The sequence below is a fragment of the Enterobacter cloacae complex sp. R_G8 genome, from assembly GCF_024599795.1.
In the GTDB taxonomy this organism is placed as follows: domain Bacteria; phylum Pseudomonadota; class Gammaproteobacteria; order Enterobacterales; family Enterobacteriaceae; genus Enterobacter; species Enterobacter dissolvens.
On record NZ_CP102246.1, the window covers coordinates 2,132,871 to 2,147,900 of the forward strand.

Annotated in this window: 12 protein-coding genes; 7 read left to right on the plus strand and 5 right to left on the minus strand. The window is 56.0% G+C overall.

The window, feature by feature from the left end:
- Nucleotides 1-5: 5 nt before the first annotated feature.
- Entirely contained in the window at nt 6-1,325 is a 1,320-nt protein-coding gene (gene mepM, locus NQ842_RS10135) for a murein DD-endopeptidase MepM (RefSeq protein WP_257256801.1), read from the plus strand.
- A gap of 120 nt (nt 1,326-1,445) precedes the next feature.
- Nucleotides 1,446-2,417: a lauroyl-Kdo(2)-lipid IV(A) myristoyltransferase gene (gene lpxM / locus NQ842_RS10140; RefSeq protein WP_014832398.1), complete on the plus strand. Its 972-nt coding sequence runs from the start codon at nt 1,446-1,448 to the stop codon at nt 2,415-2,417.
- Between the two features lie 40 nt (nt 2,418-2,457).
- On the opposite strand, the gene pyk is transcribed toward lpxM, so the two are convergent.
- Nucleotides 2,458-3,900, minus strand: a complete 1,443-nt coding sequence (pyk, locus tag NQ842_RS10145; protein WP_013096092.1) for a pyruvate kinase — start codon at nt 3,898-3,900, stop codon at nt 2,458-2,460.
- 140 nt (nt 3,901-4,040) lie between these two features.
- The gene (locus tag NQ842_RS10150; RefSeq protein WP_014832397.1) at nt 4,041-4,910 is read right to left on the minus strand and encodes a MurR/RpiR family transcriptional regulator; all 870 of its coding nucleotides are present in this window, start codon (nt 4,908-4,910) and stop codon (nt 4,041-4,043) included.
- 357 nt (nt 4,911-5,267) lie between these two features.
- Between NQ842_RS10150 and zwf the strand changes: the two genes are divergently transcribed.
- The 3 genes from zwf (at nt 5,268) to NQ842_RS10165 (ending at nt 9,470) form a co-directional block, all read left to right on the plus strand.
- A complete protein-coding gene (gene zwf / locus NQ842_RS10155) occupies nt 5,268-6,743 on the plus strand; it encodes a glucose-6-phosphate dehydrogenase (RefSeq protein ID WP_014832396.1) in 1,476 nt (491 codons plus the stop codon).
- 234 nt (nt 6,744-6,977) lie between these two features.
- Entirely contained in the window at nt 6,978-8,789 is a 1,812-nt protein-coding gene (gene edd / locus NQ842_RS10160) for a phosphogluconate dehydratase (RefSeq protein WP_046888030.1), read from the plus strand.
- Between the two features lie 39 nt (nt 8,790-8,828).
- Nucleotides 8,829-9,470 carry a bifunctional 4-hydroxy-2-oxoglutarate aldolase/2-dehydro-3-deoxy-phosphogluconate aldolase gene (locus NQ842_RS10165; protein ID WP_014832394.1) on the plus strand — a complete coding sequence of 214 codons (642 nt, stop codon included), beginning with the start codon at nt 8,829-8,831 and terminating at the stop codon, nt 9,468-9,470.
- Between the two features lie 41 nt (nt 9,471-9,511).
- Here NQ842_RS10165 and purT read toward each other — a convergent pair whose 3' ends face one another.
- Nucleotides 9,512-10,690, minus strand: coding sequence for a formate-dependent phosphoribosylglycinamide formyltransferase (gene purT / locus NQ842_RS10170; RefSeq protein WP_257256802.1), 1,179 nt, complete (start codon nt 10,688-10,690; stop codon nt 9,512-9,514).
- Nucleotides 10,691-10,860: 170 nt separating this feature from the next.
- Between purT and NQ842_RS10175 the strand changes: the two genes are divergently transcribed.
- The gene (locus NQ842_RS10175) at nt 10,861-11,511 is read left to right on the plus strand and encodes a tellurite resistance TerB family protein (protein ID WP_257256803.1); all 651 of its coding nucleotides are present in this window, start codon (nt 10,861-10,863) and stop codon (nt 11,509-11,511) included.
- A gap of 85 nt (nt 11,512-11,596) precedes the next feature.
- On the plus strand, nt 11,597-13,657 hold the full coding sequence (ptrB, locus tag NQ842_RS10180) for an oligopeptidase B (protein WP_047360911.1): 2,061 nt from the start codon (nt 11,597-11,599) through the stop codon (nt 13,655-13,657).
- On the opposite strand, the gene exoX is transcribed toward ptrB, so the two are convergent.
- Together exoX and NQ842_RS10190 are read right to left on the minus strand one after the other, a co-directional pair.
- Entirely contained in the window at nt 13,654-14,316 is a 663-nt protein-coding gene (gene exoX, locus NQ842_RS10185; RefSeq protein ID WP_013096100.1) for an exodeoxyribonuclease X, read from the minus strand. The two genes, ptrB and exoX, sit on opposite strands and share 4 nt — an antisense overlap.
- Nucleotides 14,317-14,339: 23 nt before the next feature.
- Complete coding sequence (locus NQ842_RS10190; protein ID WP_047360910.1) at nt 14,340-14,990, minus strand: carbon-nitrogen hydrolase family protein; 651 nt, start codon at nt 14,988-14,990, stop codon at nt 14,340-14,342.
- Nucleotides 14,991-15,030: the final 40 nt, after the last annotated feature.

A 15,030-nucleotide genomic window follows, 5' to 3' on the forward strand; every position in this document is an offset into this window, starting at 1 on the left:
AATACGTGCAACAGATAGCCCGCTCTGTCGCCCTGGCATTTAACAATCTGCCCCGACCCCATCGTGTTATGCTGGGGTCGCTTACAGTTCTCACCTTAGCGGTCGCCGTCTGGCGGCCCTATGTTTACCACCCGAGTTCTGCCCCGATCATCAAAACCATCGAGCTTGAGAAGAACGAAATCCGTTCTCTGCTGCCGGAGGCCAGTGAGCCTATCGATCAGGCGGCTCAGGAAGATGAAGCCATTCCGCAGGATGAGCTGGACGATAAAACCGAGAATGAAGCGGGGATCCATGAATATGTGGTCTCCACGGGTGATACGCTGAGCAGCGTTCTTAACCAGTACGGCATCGACATGGGGAATATCAGCCAGCTGGCCGCCGCGGATAAAGACCTGCGTAACCTGAAAATCGGCCAACAGCTCTCCTGGACGTTAACGCCGGATGGCGATCTGCAGCGTTTGACCTGGGAAATGTCCCGTCGCGAAACGCGCACCTACGACCGCACTGCAAACGGTTTCAAGATGACCAGCGAATTGCAGAAGGGCGACTGGGTTAACAGCGTGATGAAAGGGACCGTAGGCGCAAGCTTTGTCTCCAGCGCGCGCGATGCGGGCCTGACCAGCGCTGAAATCAGCTCGGTTATCAAAGCCATGCAGTGGCAGATGGATTTCCGTAAGCTGAAAAAAGGCGATGAGTTCTCCGTACTGATGTCCCGCGAGATGCTGGATGGCAAGCGTGAGCAGAGCCAGCTGGTGGGTGTGCGTCTGCGCTCTGATGGCAAAGATTACTACGCCATTCGTGCTGAAGACGGTAAATTCTATGACCGCAGCGGTAGCGGGCTTGCGAAGGGCTTCCTGCGCTTCCCGACGGCGAAGCAGTTCCGTATTTCATCCAACTTCAACCCGCGTCGTCTGAACCCGGTTACCGGGCGCGTTGCGCCGCATCGTGGCGTTGACTTCGCCATGCCGCAGGGCACACCGGTGCTGGCAGTAGGGGATGGTGAAGTGGTTGTCGCCAAACGCAGTGGTGCTGCCGGGTACTATGTCGCGGTCCGTCATGGTCGCACTTATACCACCCGCTATATGCACCTGCGTAAGCTGCTGGTGAAACCCGGTCAGAAAGTGAAACGTGGCGACCGTATTGCCCTCTCCGGGAATACCGGACGTTCTACGGGGCCGCACCTGCATTATGAAGTGTGGATCAACCAGCAGGCGGTGAACCCGCTGACGGCGAAACTGCCGCGTACCGAAGGGCTGACCGGTAAAGATCGTACCGATTACCTGGCGCAGGTGAAAGAGGTTATACCGCAGCTGCGTTTCGACTAAAACCTTCTGTTTTGTTTAAAAGCCGGCGTCAGTAAGCGCCGGCTTTTTCTTTTGTGCGTGGGCCGCTGCCTCGCTACACTATCGTCATTATATTTTGCGTCACCAGACCCTGGAACCAGCATGGAAACCAAAAAAAACAATATTGAGTTCATTCCTGAGTTTGAAAAATCCTTTCGCCACCCGCGTAACTGGGGCGCCTGGCTGGGCGTTTACGCGTTTGCTGGCATTGCCATGTTACCTGCCTCTGTGCGCGATCCCGTTCTGGGGAAAATTGGCCGTCTGGCAGGGCGAATGGGTAAAAGTGCCCGTCGCCGCGCGCAAATTAACCTCTACTATTGCTTCCCGGAAAAGAGCGATGCCGAGCGCGAAGCCATCATTGACGAAATGTATACCACCGCGCCACAGGCCATGGCGATGATGGCTGAGCTGGCGCTGAAAGGGCCGGAGAACGTCCTTAAGCGCGTTGACTGGAAAGGGCTGGAGATCATCGATGAGATGCGCCGTAACGACGAGAAAGTGATTTTCCTCGTTCCGCACGGCTGGGGGGTGGATATACCGGCTATGCTGATGGCATCTCAGGGCCAGAAGATGGCGGCCATGTTCCATAACCAGGGAAATAAGGTATTTGATTTTGTCTGGAACACCGTGCGTCGTCGTTTTGGTGGACGCCTGCACGCCCGCAACGATGGTATCAAGCCGTTTATTCAGTCCGTGCGCCAGGGGTACTGGGGCTACTATCTGCCGGATCAGGATCACGGTCCTGAACACAGTGAGTTTGTCGATTTCTTCTCGACCTACAAAGCGACGCTTCCGGCGATTGGCCGTCTGATGAAAGTTTGCCGCGCCCGCGTGATCCCGCTGTTCCCGGTGTACGATGGCAACACGCACCGTCTGAGCATTGAGGTTCGCCCGCCGATGGACGACTTACTGACTGCGGACGATCACACCATTGCGCGCCGCATGAATGAAGAGGTAGAGGTGCTGGTGGGACCCCATCTGGAGCAATACACATGGATCCTGAAGCTGCTCAAAACGCGTAAGCCCGGCGAGAAAGAGCCGTATCAGCGCAAAGAACTCTATCCCAGGAAATAAAAGTCCCTCTCCCCGGAGGGGAGAGGGAAACTGAAGCAGATTATTCGACGGTTAAAACGCGGGTGGTGTTGGTTGAGCCAATGGTGCTCATCACATCACCCTGCGTCACGATGACGATATCGCCGGATACCAGGTAGCCTTTGTCGCGCAGCAGATTGACGGCATCGTGCGCCGCAGCCACACCGTCATTGGTGCTGTCGAAGTAAACCGGGGTCACACCGCGATACAGCGCCGTCAGGTTTAGCGTGCGTTCGTGACGGGACATCGCGAAGATCGGCAGACCGGAGCTGATGCGTGAAGTCATCAGCGCGGTACGGCCCGATTCGGTCATGGTGATGATCGCCGTGACGCCCTTCAGGTGGTTGGCCGCATACATCGCGGACATGGCAATCGCTTCTTCCACATTGTCGAACTGCACGTCCAGACGGTGTTTAGAGACGTTGATGCTTGGGATCTTCTCTGCGCCCAGACAGACACGCGCCATCGCGGCCACGGTCTCCGCCGGGTACTGGCCGGCTGCGGTTTCAGCGGAAAGCATGACCGCATCAGTTCCGTCCAGCACGGCGTTAGCCACGTCCATTACCTCTGCACGGGTCGGCATTGGGTTGGTGATCATGGATTCCATCATCTGGGTTGCGGTGATCACCGCGCGGTTCAGCTGACGCGCGCGACGGATCAGCGCTTTCTGGATGCCGACCAGTTCCGGGTCGCCAATTTCCACACCCAGATCGCCACGGGCAACCATGACCACGTCAGACGCCAGAATCACATCATCCATCGCATCCTGATCGCAAACGGCTTCCGCGCGTTCAACTTTTGCCACGATTTTCGCGTCACAGCCTGCGTCACGTGCCAGACGGCGCGCATAGTTCAGGTCTTCGCCGCAGCGCGGGAAGGAGACGGCCAGGTAGTCCACGCCGATCAGCGCCGCGGTAACGATATCCGCTTTATCTTTATCCGTCAGCGCTTCGGCAGAGAGGCCTCCGCCGAGCTTGTTGATGCCTTTGTTGTTGGAGAGTGGGCCGCCGACGGTGACTTCGGTGAACACTTTCATCCCCTGAACTTCCAGCACTTTCAGCTGAACACGACCGTCGTCGAGCAGCAGGATATCGCCAGGCACAACGTCAGCCGGCAGACCTTTATAGTCGATACCCACTTTCTCTTTATCGCCTTCACCTTTACCCAGGTTGGCATCCAGCAGGAATTTATCGCCGATATTGAGGAATACTTTGCCTTCTTTGAAGGTCGAGACACGAATTTTTGGACCCTGCAGGTCACCGAGGATGGCAACATGGCGGCCCAGTTTAGCCGCGATCTCACGTACTTTGTCGGCACGTAATTTATGGTCTTCTGGCGTGCCGTGAGAGAAGTTCATACGCACCACGTTGGCACCCGCGGCGATAATCTTTTCAAGGTTATTATCGCGATCGGTGGCCGGGCCTAAGGTGGTGACGATCTTGGTTCTGCGAAGCCTTCTGGACATGTAATACTCCGTTGACTGAAACAACTTTGGTGTTGCGTGAAGATTGAATCGGCCTTCATCTGCTGCAAGGCAACCGCGAGGGGACCGAATGCCGTAAATCGTTACATCGTAATTATTTGTTACGTCTTCGTTATCTACTATCAGGGAACATCGCTCTTTATAAGCAATTCTTTATCAAAACGCGATTCCTTGAGCGCTTCCTTGACACGCTTCAAGTTATCTCGGAATTTTGCGCCCCGGCGTAAGGTAAATCCGGTCGCCAGTACGTCAATGACCGTCAACTGCGCCAGGCGGGAGACCATCGGCATATACATATCCGTGTCTTCCGGGACGTCCAGGGTGATGGCAAGCGTGGCTTCTCTTGCCAGCGGCGTGCCTGCGGTCGTGAGGGCGATGACCATGGCATCGTTTTCACGCGCCAGCTGCGCGAGTTCAACCTGGCTTTTGGTGCGCCCGGTATGCGAAATCAGGACCACCACGTCATCCTCGCTACAATTCATACAGCTCATGCGTTGCAACACGATGTCATCGGAATAGATGACCGGGACGTTGAAGCGGAAGAATTTATTCATGGCGTCATGCGCCACGGCCGCCGATGAGCCGAGGCCGAAGAACGCAATCCGCTTGGCCTGCGTCAGTAAATCGACTGCCCGATTGACCGAACTCATATCCAGCGACTGACGGACGTGGTCAAGCGTGGCCATCGCCGATTCAAATATTTTCGCCGTGTATGCATCAACGCTGTCGTCTTCATCCACATTGCGATTAACATAGGGCGTACCATTTGCCAGACTTTGCGCCAGATGCAGTTTAAAATCAGGGAAGCCGCGCGTTTCCAGGCTGCGGCAGAACCGATTCACCGTCGGTTCGCTGACGCCTGCATCCTGCGCCAGAGCGGCGATGCTTGAATGAATCGCCTGAGCAGGCGAGGCGAGAATAACTTCAGCCACTTTTCGCTCGGATTTGCTAAGGTGTTCCAGTTGAAACTGGATTTTTTCCAGCATGTTCATTGTTAACAAGGCGCTCATGGGGTGGAAACGATTTCATTGATTGATGAAATCAGGATTCGATTTAGCCGATATTACCCCTGCGGCTTCTTTATAGGGTAACAGCCGACAAGAAATGTTGTTGTTTTTTTTCATTACTTGATCGGTGTCGGATTTTGCCGGGCCCGTTTAGTACAAAGAATCGACGCTTTTTGCGTGAGTACCCTGCCACAGGCGCGGGAAAGGTGAAAAAACGCCGTATCGCACGCGACGTTAAGCGCTAGTGGTTTCGGGAATGACGTAAAAGCAGTACAGTGCATTGTAATAAAATTACAACGATACCTGGCAGAAGCACCAGGTGATCCAACTGAGGAGAATGACATGGCGGTAACGCAAACAGCCCAGGCATGTGACCTGGTCATTTTCGGCGCGAAAGGCGATCTTGCACGCCGAAAATTGCTGCCTTCCCTGTATCAACTGGAGAAAGCGGGCCAACTTCATCCGGATACCCGTATCCTGGGTGTAGGGCGCGCCGACTGGGACAAGGACGCATACACCAAAGTCGTGCGTGAAGCGCTCGAAACGTTCATGAAAGAGAAAATTGATGAAAGTTTGTGGGATACCCTGAGCGGACGTCTCGATTTCTGCAATCTGGATGTGAACGACGTGAGCGCGTTTACCCGTCTGGGTGAGATGCTGGATCAGAAAAACCGGGTCACCATTAACTATTTCGCCATGCCACCAAGCACCTTTGGCGCCATCTGTAAAGGTCTGGGCGAAGCGAATCTGAACGCCAAACCGGCGCGTGTGGTAATGGAAAAACCGCTGGGTACCTCGCTGTCTACCTCCCGCGAAATCAACGACCAGGTCGGCGAATACTTCGAAGAGTGCCAGGTCTATCGCATCGACCACTACCTGGGCAAAGAGACGGTACTGAACCTGCTGGCGCTGCGTTTTGCCAACTCCCTGTTTGTTAACAACTGGGACAACCGCACCATCGACCACGTGGAAATCACCGTGGCCGAAGAGGTGGGCATTGAAGGCCGTTGGGGTTACTTTGACCAGGCCGGCCAAATGCGTGACATGATCCAGAACCACCTGCTGCAGGTACTCTGCATGATCGCTATGTCTCCGCCATCAGACCTGACCGCAGACAGCATCCGCGACGCGAAAGTGAAAGTCCTGAAATCACTGCGCCGTATCGACCGTTCTAACGTGCGTGAGAAGACGGTGCGTGGCCAGTACACCTCCGGGTTTGCGCAGGGCAAAAAAGTCCCTGGCTATCTCGAAGAAGAGGGCGCGAACAAGTCCAGCAACACCGAGACGTTTGTGGCGATCCGCGTGGATATCGATGACTGGCGTTGGGCGGGTGTGCCTTTCTACCTGCGTACTGGTAAACGTCTGCCAGCCAAATGCTCTGAAGTTGTCGTTTACTTCAAAAACCCTGAGCTGAACCTGTTTAAAGAGTCCTGGCAGGAGCTGCCGCAGAACAAACTGACTATCCGTCTGCAGCCGGATGAAGGTGTGGATATCCAGATCCTGAACAAAGTACCGGGGCTGGATCACAAGCACAACCTGCAGACCACCAAACTGGATCTGAGCTACTCCGAGACCTTCAATCAAACGCACCTGGCGGATGCTTACGAGCGCCTGCTGCTGGAAACCATGCGCGGTATCCAGGCGCTGTTTGTACGTCGCGACGAAGTGGAAGAGGCGTGGAAATGGGTCGACTCCATCACCGAAGCCTGGGCTGCCGATCAGGATCCGCCAAAACCGTATCAGGCGGGCACCTGGGGACCTGTCGCCTCCGTGGCGATGATCACCCGTGATGGCCGCTCCTGGAACGAGTTTGAGTAAGATAATCCTCTAGCCCGAAGGTGTTATTTTACCGGTAACATGATCTAACACAGCTAGTGGCACAATTTTTATACTTTTAAGCTCCGCGTGGATTCACCCGCGGGGCTTTTTTTATTACACTGCCGGAAGCGATTTTGCCCCTGAGCTCCGGACAGCAAGCGTTTCAGCGTTGTTAACAACTGCCAGCGACTTTGTAAACTCCCGAGCCCGGACAGATAAATTAGAGGAGCTTTTATGAATCCGACATTGTTACGCGTAACACAACGCATTATCGAGCGCTCGAAAGAGACGCGTTCTGCCTACCTCGCCCGCATTGAACAAGCAAAGAGTGACACCGTCCACCGCTCGCAACTGGCCTGCGGCAACCTGGCACACGGTTTCGCCGCCTGCCAGCCTGCCGATAAAGCATCGCTGAAAAGCATGCTGCGTAACAATATCGCTATCATTACCTCCTATAACGACATGCTCTCCGCGCATCAGCCGTACGAAGTGTACCCGGACATCATCCGTAAAGCGCTGCACAGCGTGAATGCGGTGGGCCAGGTCGCGGGAGGTGTGCCGGCCATGTGTGACGGAGTGACCCAGGGCCAGGACGGGATGGAACTGTCGCTGTTGAGTCGCGAAGTGATCGCCATGTCTGCAGCGGTAGGCCTGTCGCATAACATGTTCGATGGCGCACTGTACCTTGGCGTGTGCGACAAGATTGTCCCGGGGCTCGCCATGGCGGCGCTGTCGTTTGGTCATCTTCCGGCGATTTTTGTGCCGTCAGGTCCGATGGCCAGCGGTTTGCCAAACAAAGAAAAAGTGCGTATCCGTCAGCTCTATGCCGAAGGTAAAGCAGACCGTCAGGCGCTGCTGGAAGCGGAAGCTGCCTCTTACCATGCGCCGGGCACTTGTACCTTCTATGGCACGGCCAACACCAACCAGATGGTGGTGGAATTTATGGGGATGCAGCTTCCGGGCTCCTCCTTCATTCAACCCGATGCCCCGCTGCGCAAGGCCCTGACCGAAGCCGCCGCTCGTCAGGTGACGCGTCTGACCGGGAACGGCAATGAGTGGATGCCGCTGGGTAAAATGGTCGATGAGAAAGTGATCGTCAATGGCATCGTGGCCCTGCTGGCAACGGGTGGCTCAACCAACCACACCATGCACCTGGTGGCGATGGCCCGTGCGGCGGGCATCCTGATTAACTGGGATGATTTCTCCGACATCTCTTCCGTGGTGCCGCTGATGGCGCGCCTGTATCCGAATGGTCCGGCAGACATTAACCACTTCCAGGCCGCCGGAGGCGTACCGGTGTTGATGCGTGAGCTGCTGAAGGGCGGTCTGCTGCATGAAGATGTGAACACCGTCGCGGGCTTTGGCCTGCAGCGTTATACCCTGGAGCCATGGCTGAACAACGGTGAGCTGGACTGGCGTGACGGGGCGAGCGCCTCTCTCGATCCGCAGGTTATTGCTACCTTCGAACAACCGTTCTCACGCCACGGCGGCACCAAAGTGCTGAGCGGCAACCTGGGACGCGCGGTGATGAAAACTTCCGCCGTACCGGAAGAGAACCAGGTGATTGAAGCCCCGGCAGTGGTCTTTGAGAGCCAGCATGATGTTTTACCTGCCTTTGATGCGGGCCTCCTTGATAAGGATTGCGTGGTGGTCGTACGTCATCAGGGACCCAAAGCGAACGGGATGCCAGAATTACATAAACTTATGCCACCACTTGGTGTATTATTGGACCGCCGTTTCAAAATTGCACTGGTCACCGATGGACGCCTCTCGGGTGCCTCAGGTAAAGTGCCTTCAGCCATCCATGTAACGCCTGAAGCGTATGACGGTGGTTTGCTGGCTAAGGTGCGTGACGGCGACATCATCCGCGTCAATGGTCAGACAGGTGAGTTAACCCTGCTGGTGGACGAAGCCGAGCTGGCGGCCCGTCAGCCCCATATTCCCGACCTGAGCGCATCGCGCGTGGGAACCGGACGCGAAATGTTTGGCGCGCTGCGTGAGAAACTCTCCGGCGCGGAGCAGGGCGCAACCTGTATTACGTTTTAAGACGACTTGATTTTATCGATCTGGCGAGAGAAAACTCTGATGAAAAACTGGAAAACAAGTGCAGAAGCAATCCTGACCACTGGCCCCGTTGTGCCGGTTATCGTGGTGAACAAACTGGAGCACGCGGTACCGATGGCGAAAGCGCTGGTTGCGGGTGGCGTTCGCGTTCTGGAAGTGACCCTGCGTACCGCCTGCGCGATGGACGCGATTCGCGCCATCGCTAAAGACGTGCCGGATGCCATCATTGGTGCGGGTACCGTTACGAACGCAAAACAGCTGGCTGAAGTGACTGAAGCGGGCGCGCAGTTTGCCATCAGCCCGGGTCTGACCGATTCGCTACTGAAAGCGGCAACCGAGGGCACCATCCCGCTGATCCCGGGCATCAGCACTGTCTCTGAACTGATGCTGGGCATGGACTACGGCCTGAAAGAGTTCAAATTCTTCCCGGCTGAAGCCAACGGCGGCACCAAAGCGCTGCAGGCGATTGCAGGTCCATTCTCTCAGGTGCGCTTCTGCCCGACGGGCGGCATCTCTCCGGCCAACTACCGTGATTACCTGGCGCTGAAAAGCGTGCTGTGCATCGGCGGCTCCTGGCTGGTGCCGGCGGATGCGCTGGAAGCGGGCGACTGGGACCGCATCACCAGACTGGCTCGCGAAGCGGTTGAAGGCGCGAAGCAGTAAGAATCTCCCATCATGAAAAACGGGCCATCTGGCCCGTTTTTTTATCCGTTAACGCGAATCGCGGCAGCGGCGGCTTTAGCGCTTGCGACGGCATCATCCACGTTATCGCCGGTGGCTAATGCCACACCCAGACGACGCGTACCGTCAATCTCCGGTTTCCCGAACAGGCGAACCTGCAGACCTGCCCCAACCGCGCCTTCAACGTTATCAAAGGTGACGTTCTGGCTGGTCAGCTGCGGGAGGATCACCGCCGAGGCGGCCGGGCCGTAATGTCGGATACCGCCAACTGGCAGGCCGAGGAAAGCACGCACGTGCAGGGCGAACTCGGAGAGATCCTGCGAAATCAGGGTCACCATCCCGGTATCGTGCGGGCGAGGAGAGACTTCGCTGAAAATCACCTCATCACCGCAGACAAACAGCTCCACACCAAACAGGCCGTAACCGCCCAGCGCCAGCACCGTTTTACGGGCGATCTCCTGCGCGCGCGCCAGCGCCAGGGCGCTCATCTGCTGCGGCTGCCAGGATTCACGGTAATCGCCATCCTCCTGACGGTGCCCAATCGGATCGCAGAAATGGACGCCATCAACGGCGCTGACGGTCAGGAGGGTAATTTCGAAATCAAACTTCACCACGCCTTCAACAATCACGCGACCGGCTCCGGCGCGACCGCCCTGTTGGGCATAATCCCACGCCTTGTCCAGTGTGCCGCTGTCACGGATAAAGCTTTGACCTTTACCGGAGGAGCTCATGACGGGTTTAATGATGCATGGGAAACCGATCTCGTCGACGGATTGCAGGAACTCGGCTTTATCGCCAGCAAAACGATAGGGTGAGGTGGGCAATCCCAGCTCTTCCGCCGCCAGGCGACGAATGCCTTCGCGGTTCATGGTCAGCTTTGCGGCCTTCGCGCAGGGCACGACACGCTGGCCCTCCTGCTCAAGGGTAATTAGCGTGTCGGTGGCGATGGCTTCAATTTCCGGTACGACAAAATCCGGTTTCTCACGCGTAATCAGCTCGCGCAGGGCAGCGCCATCCAGCATGTTAATCACATAAGAACGGTGGGCGACGTGCATGGCGGGTGCATCCGCGTAGCGGTCTACCGCAACGACTTCCACGCCTAAACGCTGGCACTCAATGGCGACCTCTTTACCCAGTTCACCCGATCCCAACAGCATCACACGCGTCGCCGCAGGTCGCAGCGCGGTTCCTAAACGAGTCATAACAATCCCCCTGAAAAAGTTGCGCGCAGTATAAACGAAAACGTTTGCGTCTGTCTTGATCGGGGCCAGTGCACAGGCAAGAAATTTGCGCTTCTTTAGTCCCTCCAGACATTTCCTGACGCCTGCTCGCTTAGGCTGTGGAATATGTACACCGTTAAGTGAGGGACACCATGTCAGGCTGGTTAAATCAATTGCAATCACTGTTAGGGCAGAAAACATCGCCATCCGGCGATCAGGGGCTGAGCAAACTGCTGGTCCCCGGGGCGATCGGCGGGCTGGCGGGCCTGCTGGTGGCGAATAAATCCTCGCGCAAATTGCTGGCAAAATATGGCACCGGCGCGTTACTGGCCGGTGGCGGAGCCATCGCGGGTACTGTTCTGTGGAACAAATACAAGGACAGAGTACGAACCGCACATAGCGATGAACCCGATTATGGTCAACACACGTCACCGTTGGACCTGCGCACTGAACGGCTGATCCTTGCACTGGTTTTTGCGGCGAAAAGTGACGGGCATATCGACGAGAAAGAACGGTCGGCGATTGAGCAGCAGCTGCGGGAGGCCGGTGTGGAAGAGCAGGGCAGAGCGCTGGTGTCTCAGGCCATCGAACAGCCGCTGGATCCGCAGCGCCTTGCGCAAAGCGTAAAGAATGAGGAGGAGGCGCTTGAACTCTATTTCTTAAGCTGTGCCGCCATTGATATTGACCACTTTATGGAGCGCAGCTACCTCAACGCCCTCGGCGACGCGTTGAAGATCCCTCAGGACGTGCGCGAGGGCATTGAGAAGGATATCAGGGAGCAAAAACAGGCGTTAGCGGGTTAACTGTCACCGTCGCGGTCATGTTTCGCTTGCATCATGCGCGTGTTTTGCCAACCTTATAGGGTGTAAAACTCAAAAGAAGCATGACATGCCACCAAAAGCCCGACGTACTCCTTATGCGATCACCACGCATGGCGATACGCGTATAGATAACTATTACTGGCTGCGGGACGATTCGCGTTCCCGGCCAGAGGTGCTCGACTATTTGCACGCGGAAAATGACTATGGCCGCAAGGTCATGGCCAGCCAGCAGGCGCTGCAGGATCAGTTGCTGAATGAAATGGTGCAGCGCATTCCCCAGCGCGATGTCTCCGCACCCTGGACCAAAAACGGCTATCGTTATCGCCATATCTACGAGCCAGGTAATGAATATCCCATCTATCAGCGTCAGTCGGTGTTAAGCGCCGAGTGGGATGAATGGGATATTTTGCTGGATGCCAACCAGCGTGCTGCCCACAGCGAGTTTTATACGCTGGGGGGCATGTCGGTTTCACCCGACAACGCCATTATGGCGCTGGCGGAAGATTACCTCTCCCGTCGTCAATACGGCCTGCGTTTTCGCAATCTGGAAACCGGGAACTGGTACCCGGAGATGATTGCGAACGTTTCGCCGGATTTTGTCTGGGCGAATGATTCCGAAACCGTCTACTACGTGAAGAAACATGCCTCCACGCTGCTGCCTTATCAGGTATGGCGTCATACCGTCGGCACCAGTGCGGATGATGACGAGCTGGTCTACGAAGAGAAAGATGAAACGTTCTATGTCAGTCTGCATAAAACGTCGTCACGCCACTATGTGATCATCTTCCTCGCCAGCGCGACCACTTCTGAAGTTCTGCTCCTGGATGCCGAACTGCCTGATGCACAGCCGCTCTGTTTTCTGCCCCGTCGCAAAGATCATGAGTACAGCCTGGATCACTTCCAGCACAGCTTTTACCTGCGCTCTAACCGTGAGGGCAAAAACTTTGGCCTTTATAAAACCAAAGTGCGTGATGAACGGAAGTGGGAAGTGCTCATTCCTGCACGGGATCAGGTAATGCTCGAAGGGTTTACTCTCTTCACCGACTGGCTGGTGGTAGAAGAGCGCCAGCGGGGGCTGACCAGCCTGCGGCAAATTAACCGCAAAACGCGGGAAGTCATCGGGATCGCGTTCGACGATCCGGCCTATGTCACGTGGATTGGGTTTAATCCCGAGCCGGAATCGTCCCGCTTGCGCTATGGCTACTCGTCAATGACCACGCCGGATACGCTGTTTGAGCTGGACATGGAGACCGGACAACGTCAGGTCCTTAAGCAGTCTGAGGTTAAGGGGTTTGATTCTGATAACTACCGAAGCGAACACCTGTGGGTCACTGCCCGGGATGGCGTTGAGGTGCCCGTCTCGCTCGTCTATCACAAGACGCATTTCCAGAAAGGGAAAAACCCGATCCTGGTCTACGGGTATGGATCCTACGGCTCAAGCATGGATGCCGATTTCAGCAGTAGCCGATTGAGCCTGCTCGATCGCGGCTTTGTTTTCGCTATCGCCCATGTGCGCGGCGGCGGTGAACTGGGGCAACACTGGTATGAAGACGGGAAATTCCTGAAAAAGAAAAACACCTTCAATGACTACCTCGACGTCTGCGATGCGCTAATAGAGCAGGGCTATGGCGATCCGCAGCTCTGCTTTGGCATGGGCGGCAGTGCGGGTGGCATGCTGATGGGAGCCGTCATCAATCAGCGTCCCGATCGCTTTAAGGGAATTGTCGCGCAGGTTCCGTTTGTCGACGTGGTCACCACGATGCTGGACGAGTCCATTCCGCTGACCACCGGTGAGTTTGAAGAGTGGGGGAATCCACAGGACGAGATCTATTACCGCTACATGAAAGAGTACAGTCCGTACGATAATGTGGAAGCTAAAGCCTATCCGCACATGCTGGTGACTACCGGCCTGCACGATTCGCAGGTGCAATACTGGGAGCCCGCGAAATGGGTGGCAAAACTGCGTGAGCTGAAAACCGATAACAACCTGTTGCTTCTCTGTACTGACATGGACTCCGGACACGGCGGGAAATCGGGGCGATTTAAATCGTATGAAGGGGTCGCGCTGGAGTATGCCTTTTTGATTGGCCTGGCGCAGGAAACGCTACCAGGCCGTGCCGGGAATTAAGCTTCACCCAGATAGTGCTTGAGCGTTAAGCGCAGCTCCGGGCTCATTTTGTCGAGGTTGTTGTACAGCCAGCGCAGATAGCCCGGATCTTTATCGGCGATATCGGACACCGCTTTGCCGCGGTATTTGCCAAAGGTGAAGGTGGTCAGCAGCGCCGGTCGCCCAGTAATGGTCGCCATATCATCCGGCGTCCAGCCAGAGGTATTCATAATATCTATGAGTAGCGCCGCGGTGATATAGCAGTCGTACAGGGCGCGGTGATGGTGCAGCCCCTCGGGCGTTCTGACACTGAGCTTACGGGACTTATACAGCGCCATATTGCTGTATTTGATCCCCGGCCACAGACGACGCGCCAGCTTCATGGTGCAAATCCATTCGCCGGGCATCTCGGGCAGTACCCGGCGGTCAAAGCTGGCGTTGTGCGCGACATACCACGGGCTACCGTAATAGTGCGGAATGACCTCTTCAATCCAGGGTTTATCCGCCACCATCGATTCGGTAATGCGATGAATGGCCATCGCCTGCGGGCTAATCGGGCGGTCGGGACGCACCAGATGGCTCATTGGGTTGACGATTTTTCCGTCAATGACGTCAACAGACGCCACCTCCACTATTCCGCCCTGAAGATCGCAAGTTTCGGTATCGATGACGCGCAGCATTGAACGCTCCTGAGCTAAAACGCTTAGCCTAAAGGAATGATATCGCCTTGCCAACCCTGTCGGCCCAGAGATCCGGTCAATAATAGCTCGCCCTTATCCGCACGGACGATCAGCTGGCCTTTTTCATCCCACAACGCGCTACCCCCACGGGCGTTCGCCATTAACACCGCAATGGCATACTTATGTGCGAAGCGCTGTAACGTGCTGATGGACTGACGCCAGCGGTTATCCCCCACCGACTGACAGCTGGTAAACAGCGTCGCCTGCGGATCCAGATTGGGGGAATCGGCATGTGTATCAATAATCGTCAGCTGTTTATCACCCGGAACCAGGCTGGCACCGCTCCCCTGAGGGTAGCGCAGGATGCCATGCCGGGACGGTGAAAACAGGGCGAGGCCTTTTACGCGCTGACCATTCAGATCCAGGGGCAGACCGGCAATGATGGTAATCCGGTAAAGCGATGCGGCGGTCAGCAAGGGGGCAAGCTGTCCGTCATTGGGTGGGGGAGGTAAGTCCGTCGTTCCCGGTCCTGTTAACGAGAGTTCAGGAAAGACCAGGAGGTCGCACTGCTGTTGTACCGCTTCTGCAACGAAACGGAGATGGTGTGCTACGTGGTCATCTACACTGTGATGCTGCCCGGCATACTGGGCGGCGGCAATATTCCATTGTGACATCGTGACTTCCTTATACACAGAGTCGCAGGATTTAAGAGTA

Excerpts from the sequence above, each read along its gene's own strand:
- edd (WP_046888030.1), top strand. The coding sequence starts at position 6,978 with ATGAATCCGACATTGTTACGCGTAACACAACGCATTATCGAGCGCTCG.
- NQ842_RS10150 (WP_014832397.1), bottom strand. The coding sequence starts at position 4,910 with ATGAACATGCTGGAAAAAATCCAGTTTCAACTGGAACACCTTAGCAAA.
- NQ842_RS10190 (WP_047360910.1), bottom strand. The coding sequence starts at position 14,990 with ATGTCACAATGGAATATTGCCGCCGCCCAGTATGCCGGGCAGCATCAC.
- NQ842_RS10175 (WP_257256803.1), top strand. The coding sequence starts at position 10,861 with ATGTCAGGCTGGTTAAATCAATTGCAATCACTGTTAGGGCAGAAAACA.
- pyk (WP_013096092.1), bottom strand. The coding sequence starts at position 3,900 with ATGTCCAGAAGGCTTCGCAGAACCAAGATCGTCACCACCTTAGGCCCG.
- purT (WP_257256802.1), bottom strand. The coding sequence starts at position 10,690 with ATGACTCGTTTAGGAACCGCGCTGCGACCTGCGGCGACGCGTGTGATG.
- ptrB (WP_047360911.1), top strand. The coding sequence starts at position 11,597 with ATGCCACCAAAAGCCCGACGTACTCCTTATGCGATCACCACGCATGGC.
- NQ842_RS10165 (WP_014832394.1), top strand. The coding sequence starts at position 8,829 with ATGAAAAACTGGAAAACAAGTGCAGAAGCAATCCTGACCACTGGCCCC.
- lpxM (WP_014832398.1), top strand. The coding sequence starts at position 1,446 with ATGGAAACCAAAAAAAACAATATTGAGTTCATTCCTGAGTTTGAAAAA.
- zwf (WP_014832396.1), top strand. The coding sequence starts at position 5,268 with ATGGCGGTAACGCAAACAGCCCAGGCATGTGACCTGGTCATTTTCGGC.
- exoX (WP_013096100.1), bottom strand. The coding sequence starts at position 14,316 with ATGCTGCGCGTCATCGATACCGAAACTTGCGATCTTCAGGGCGGAATA.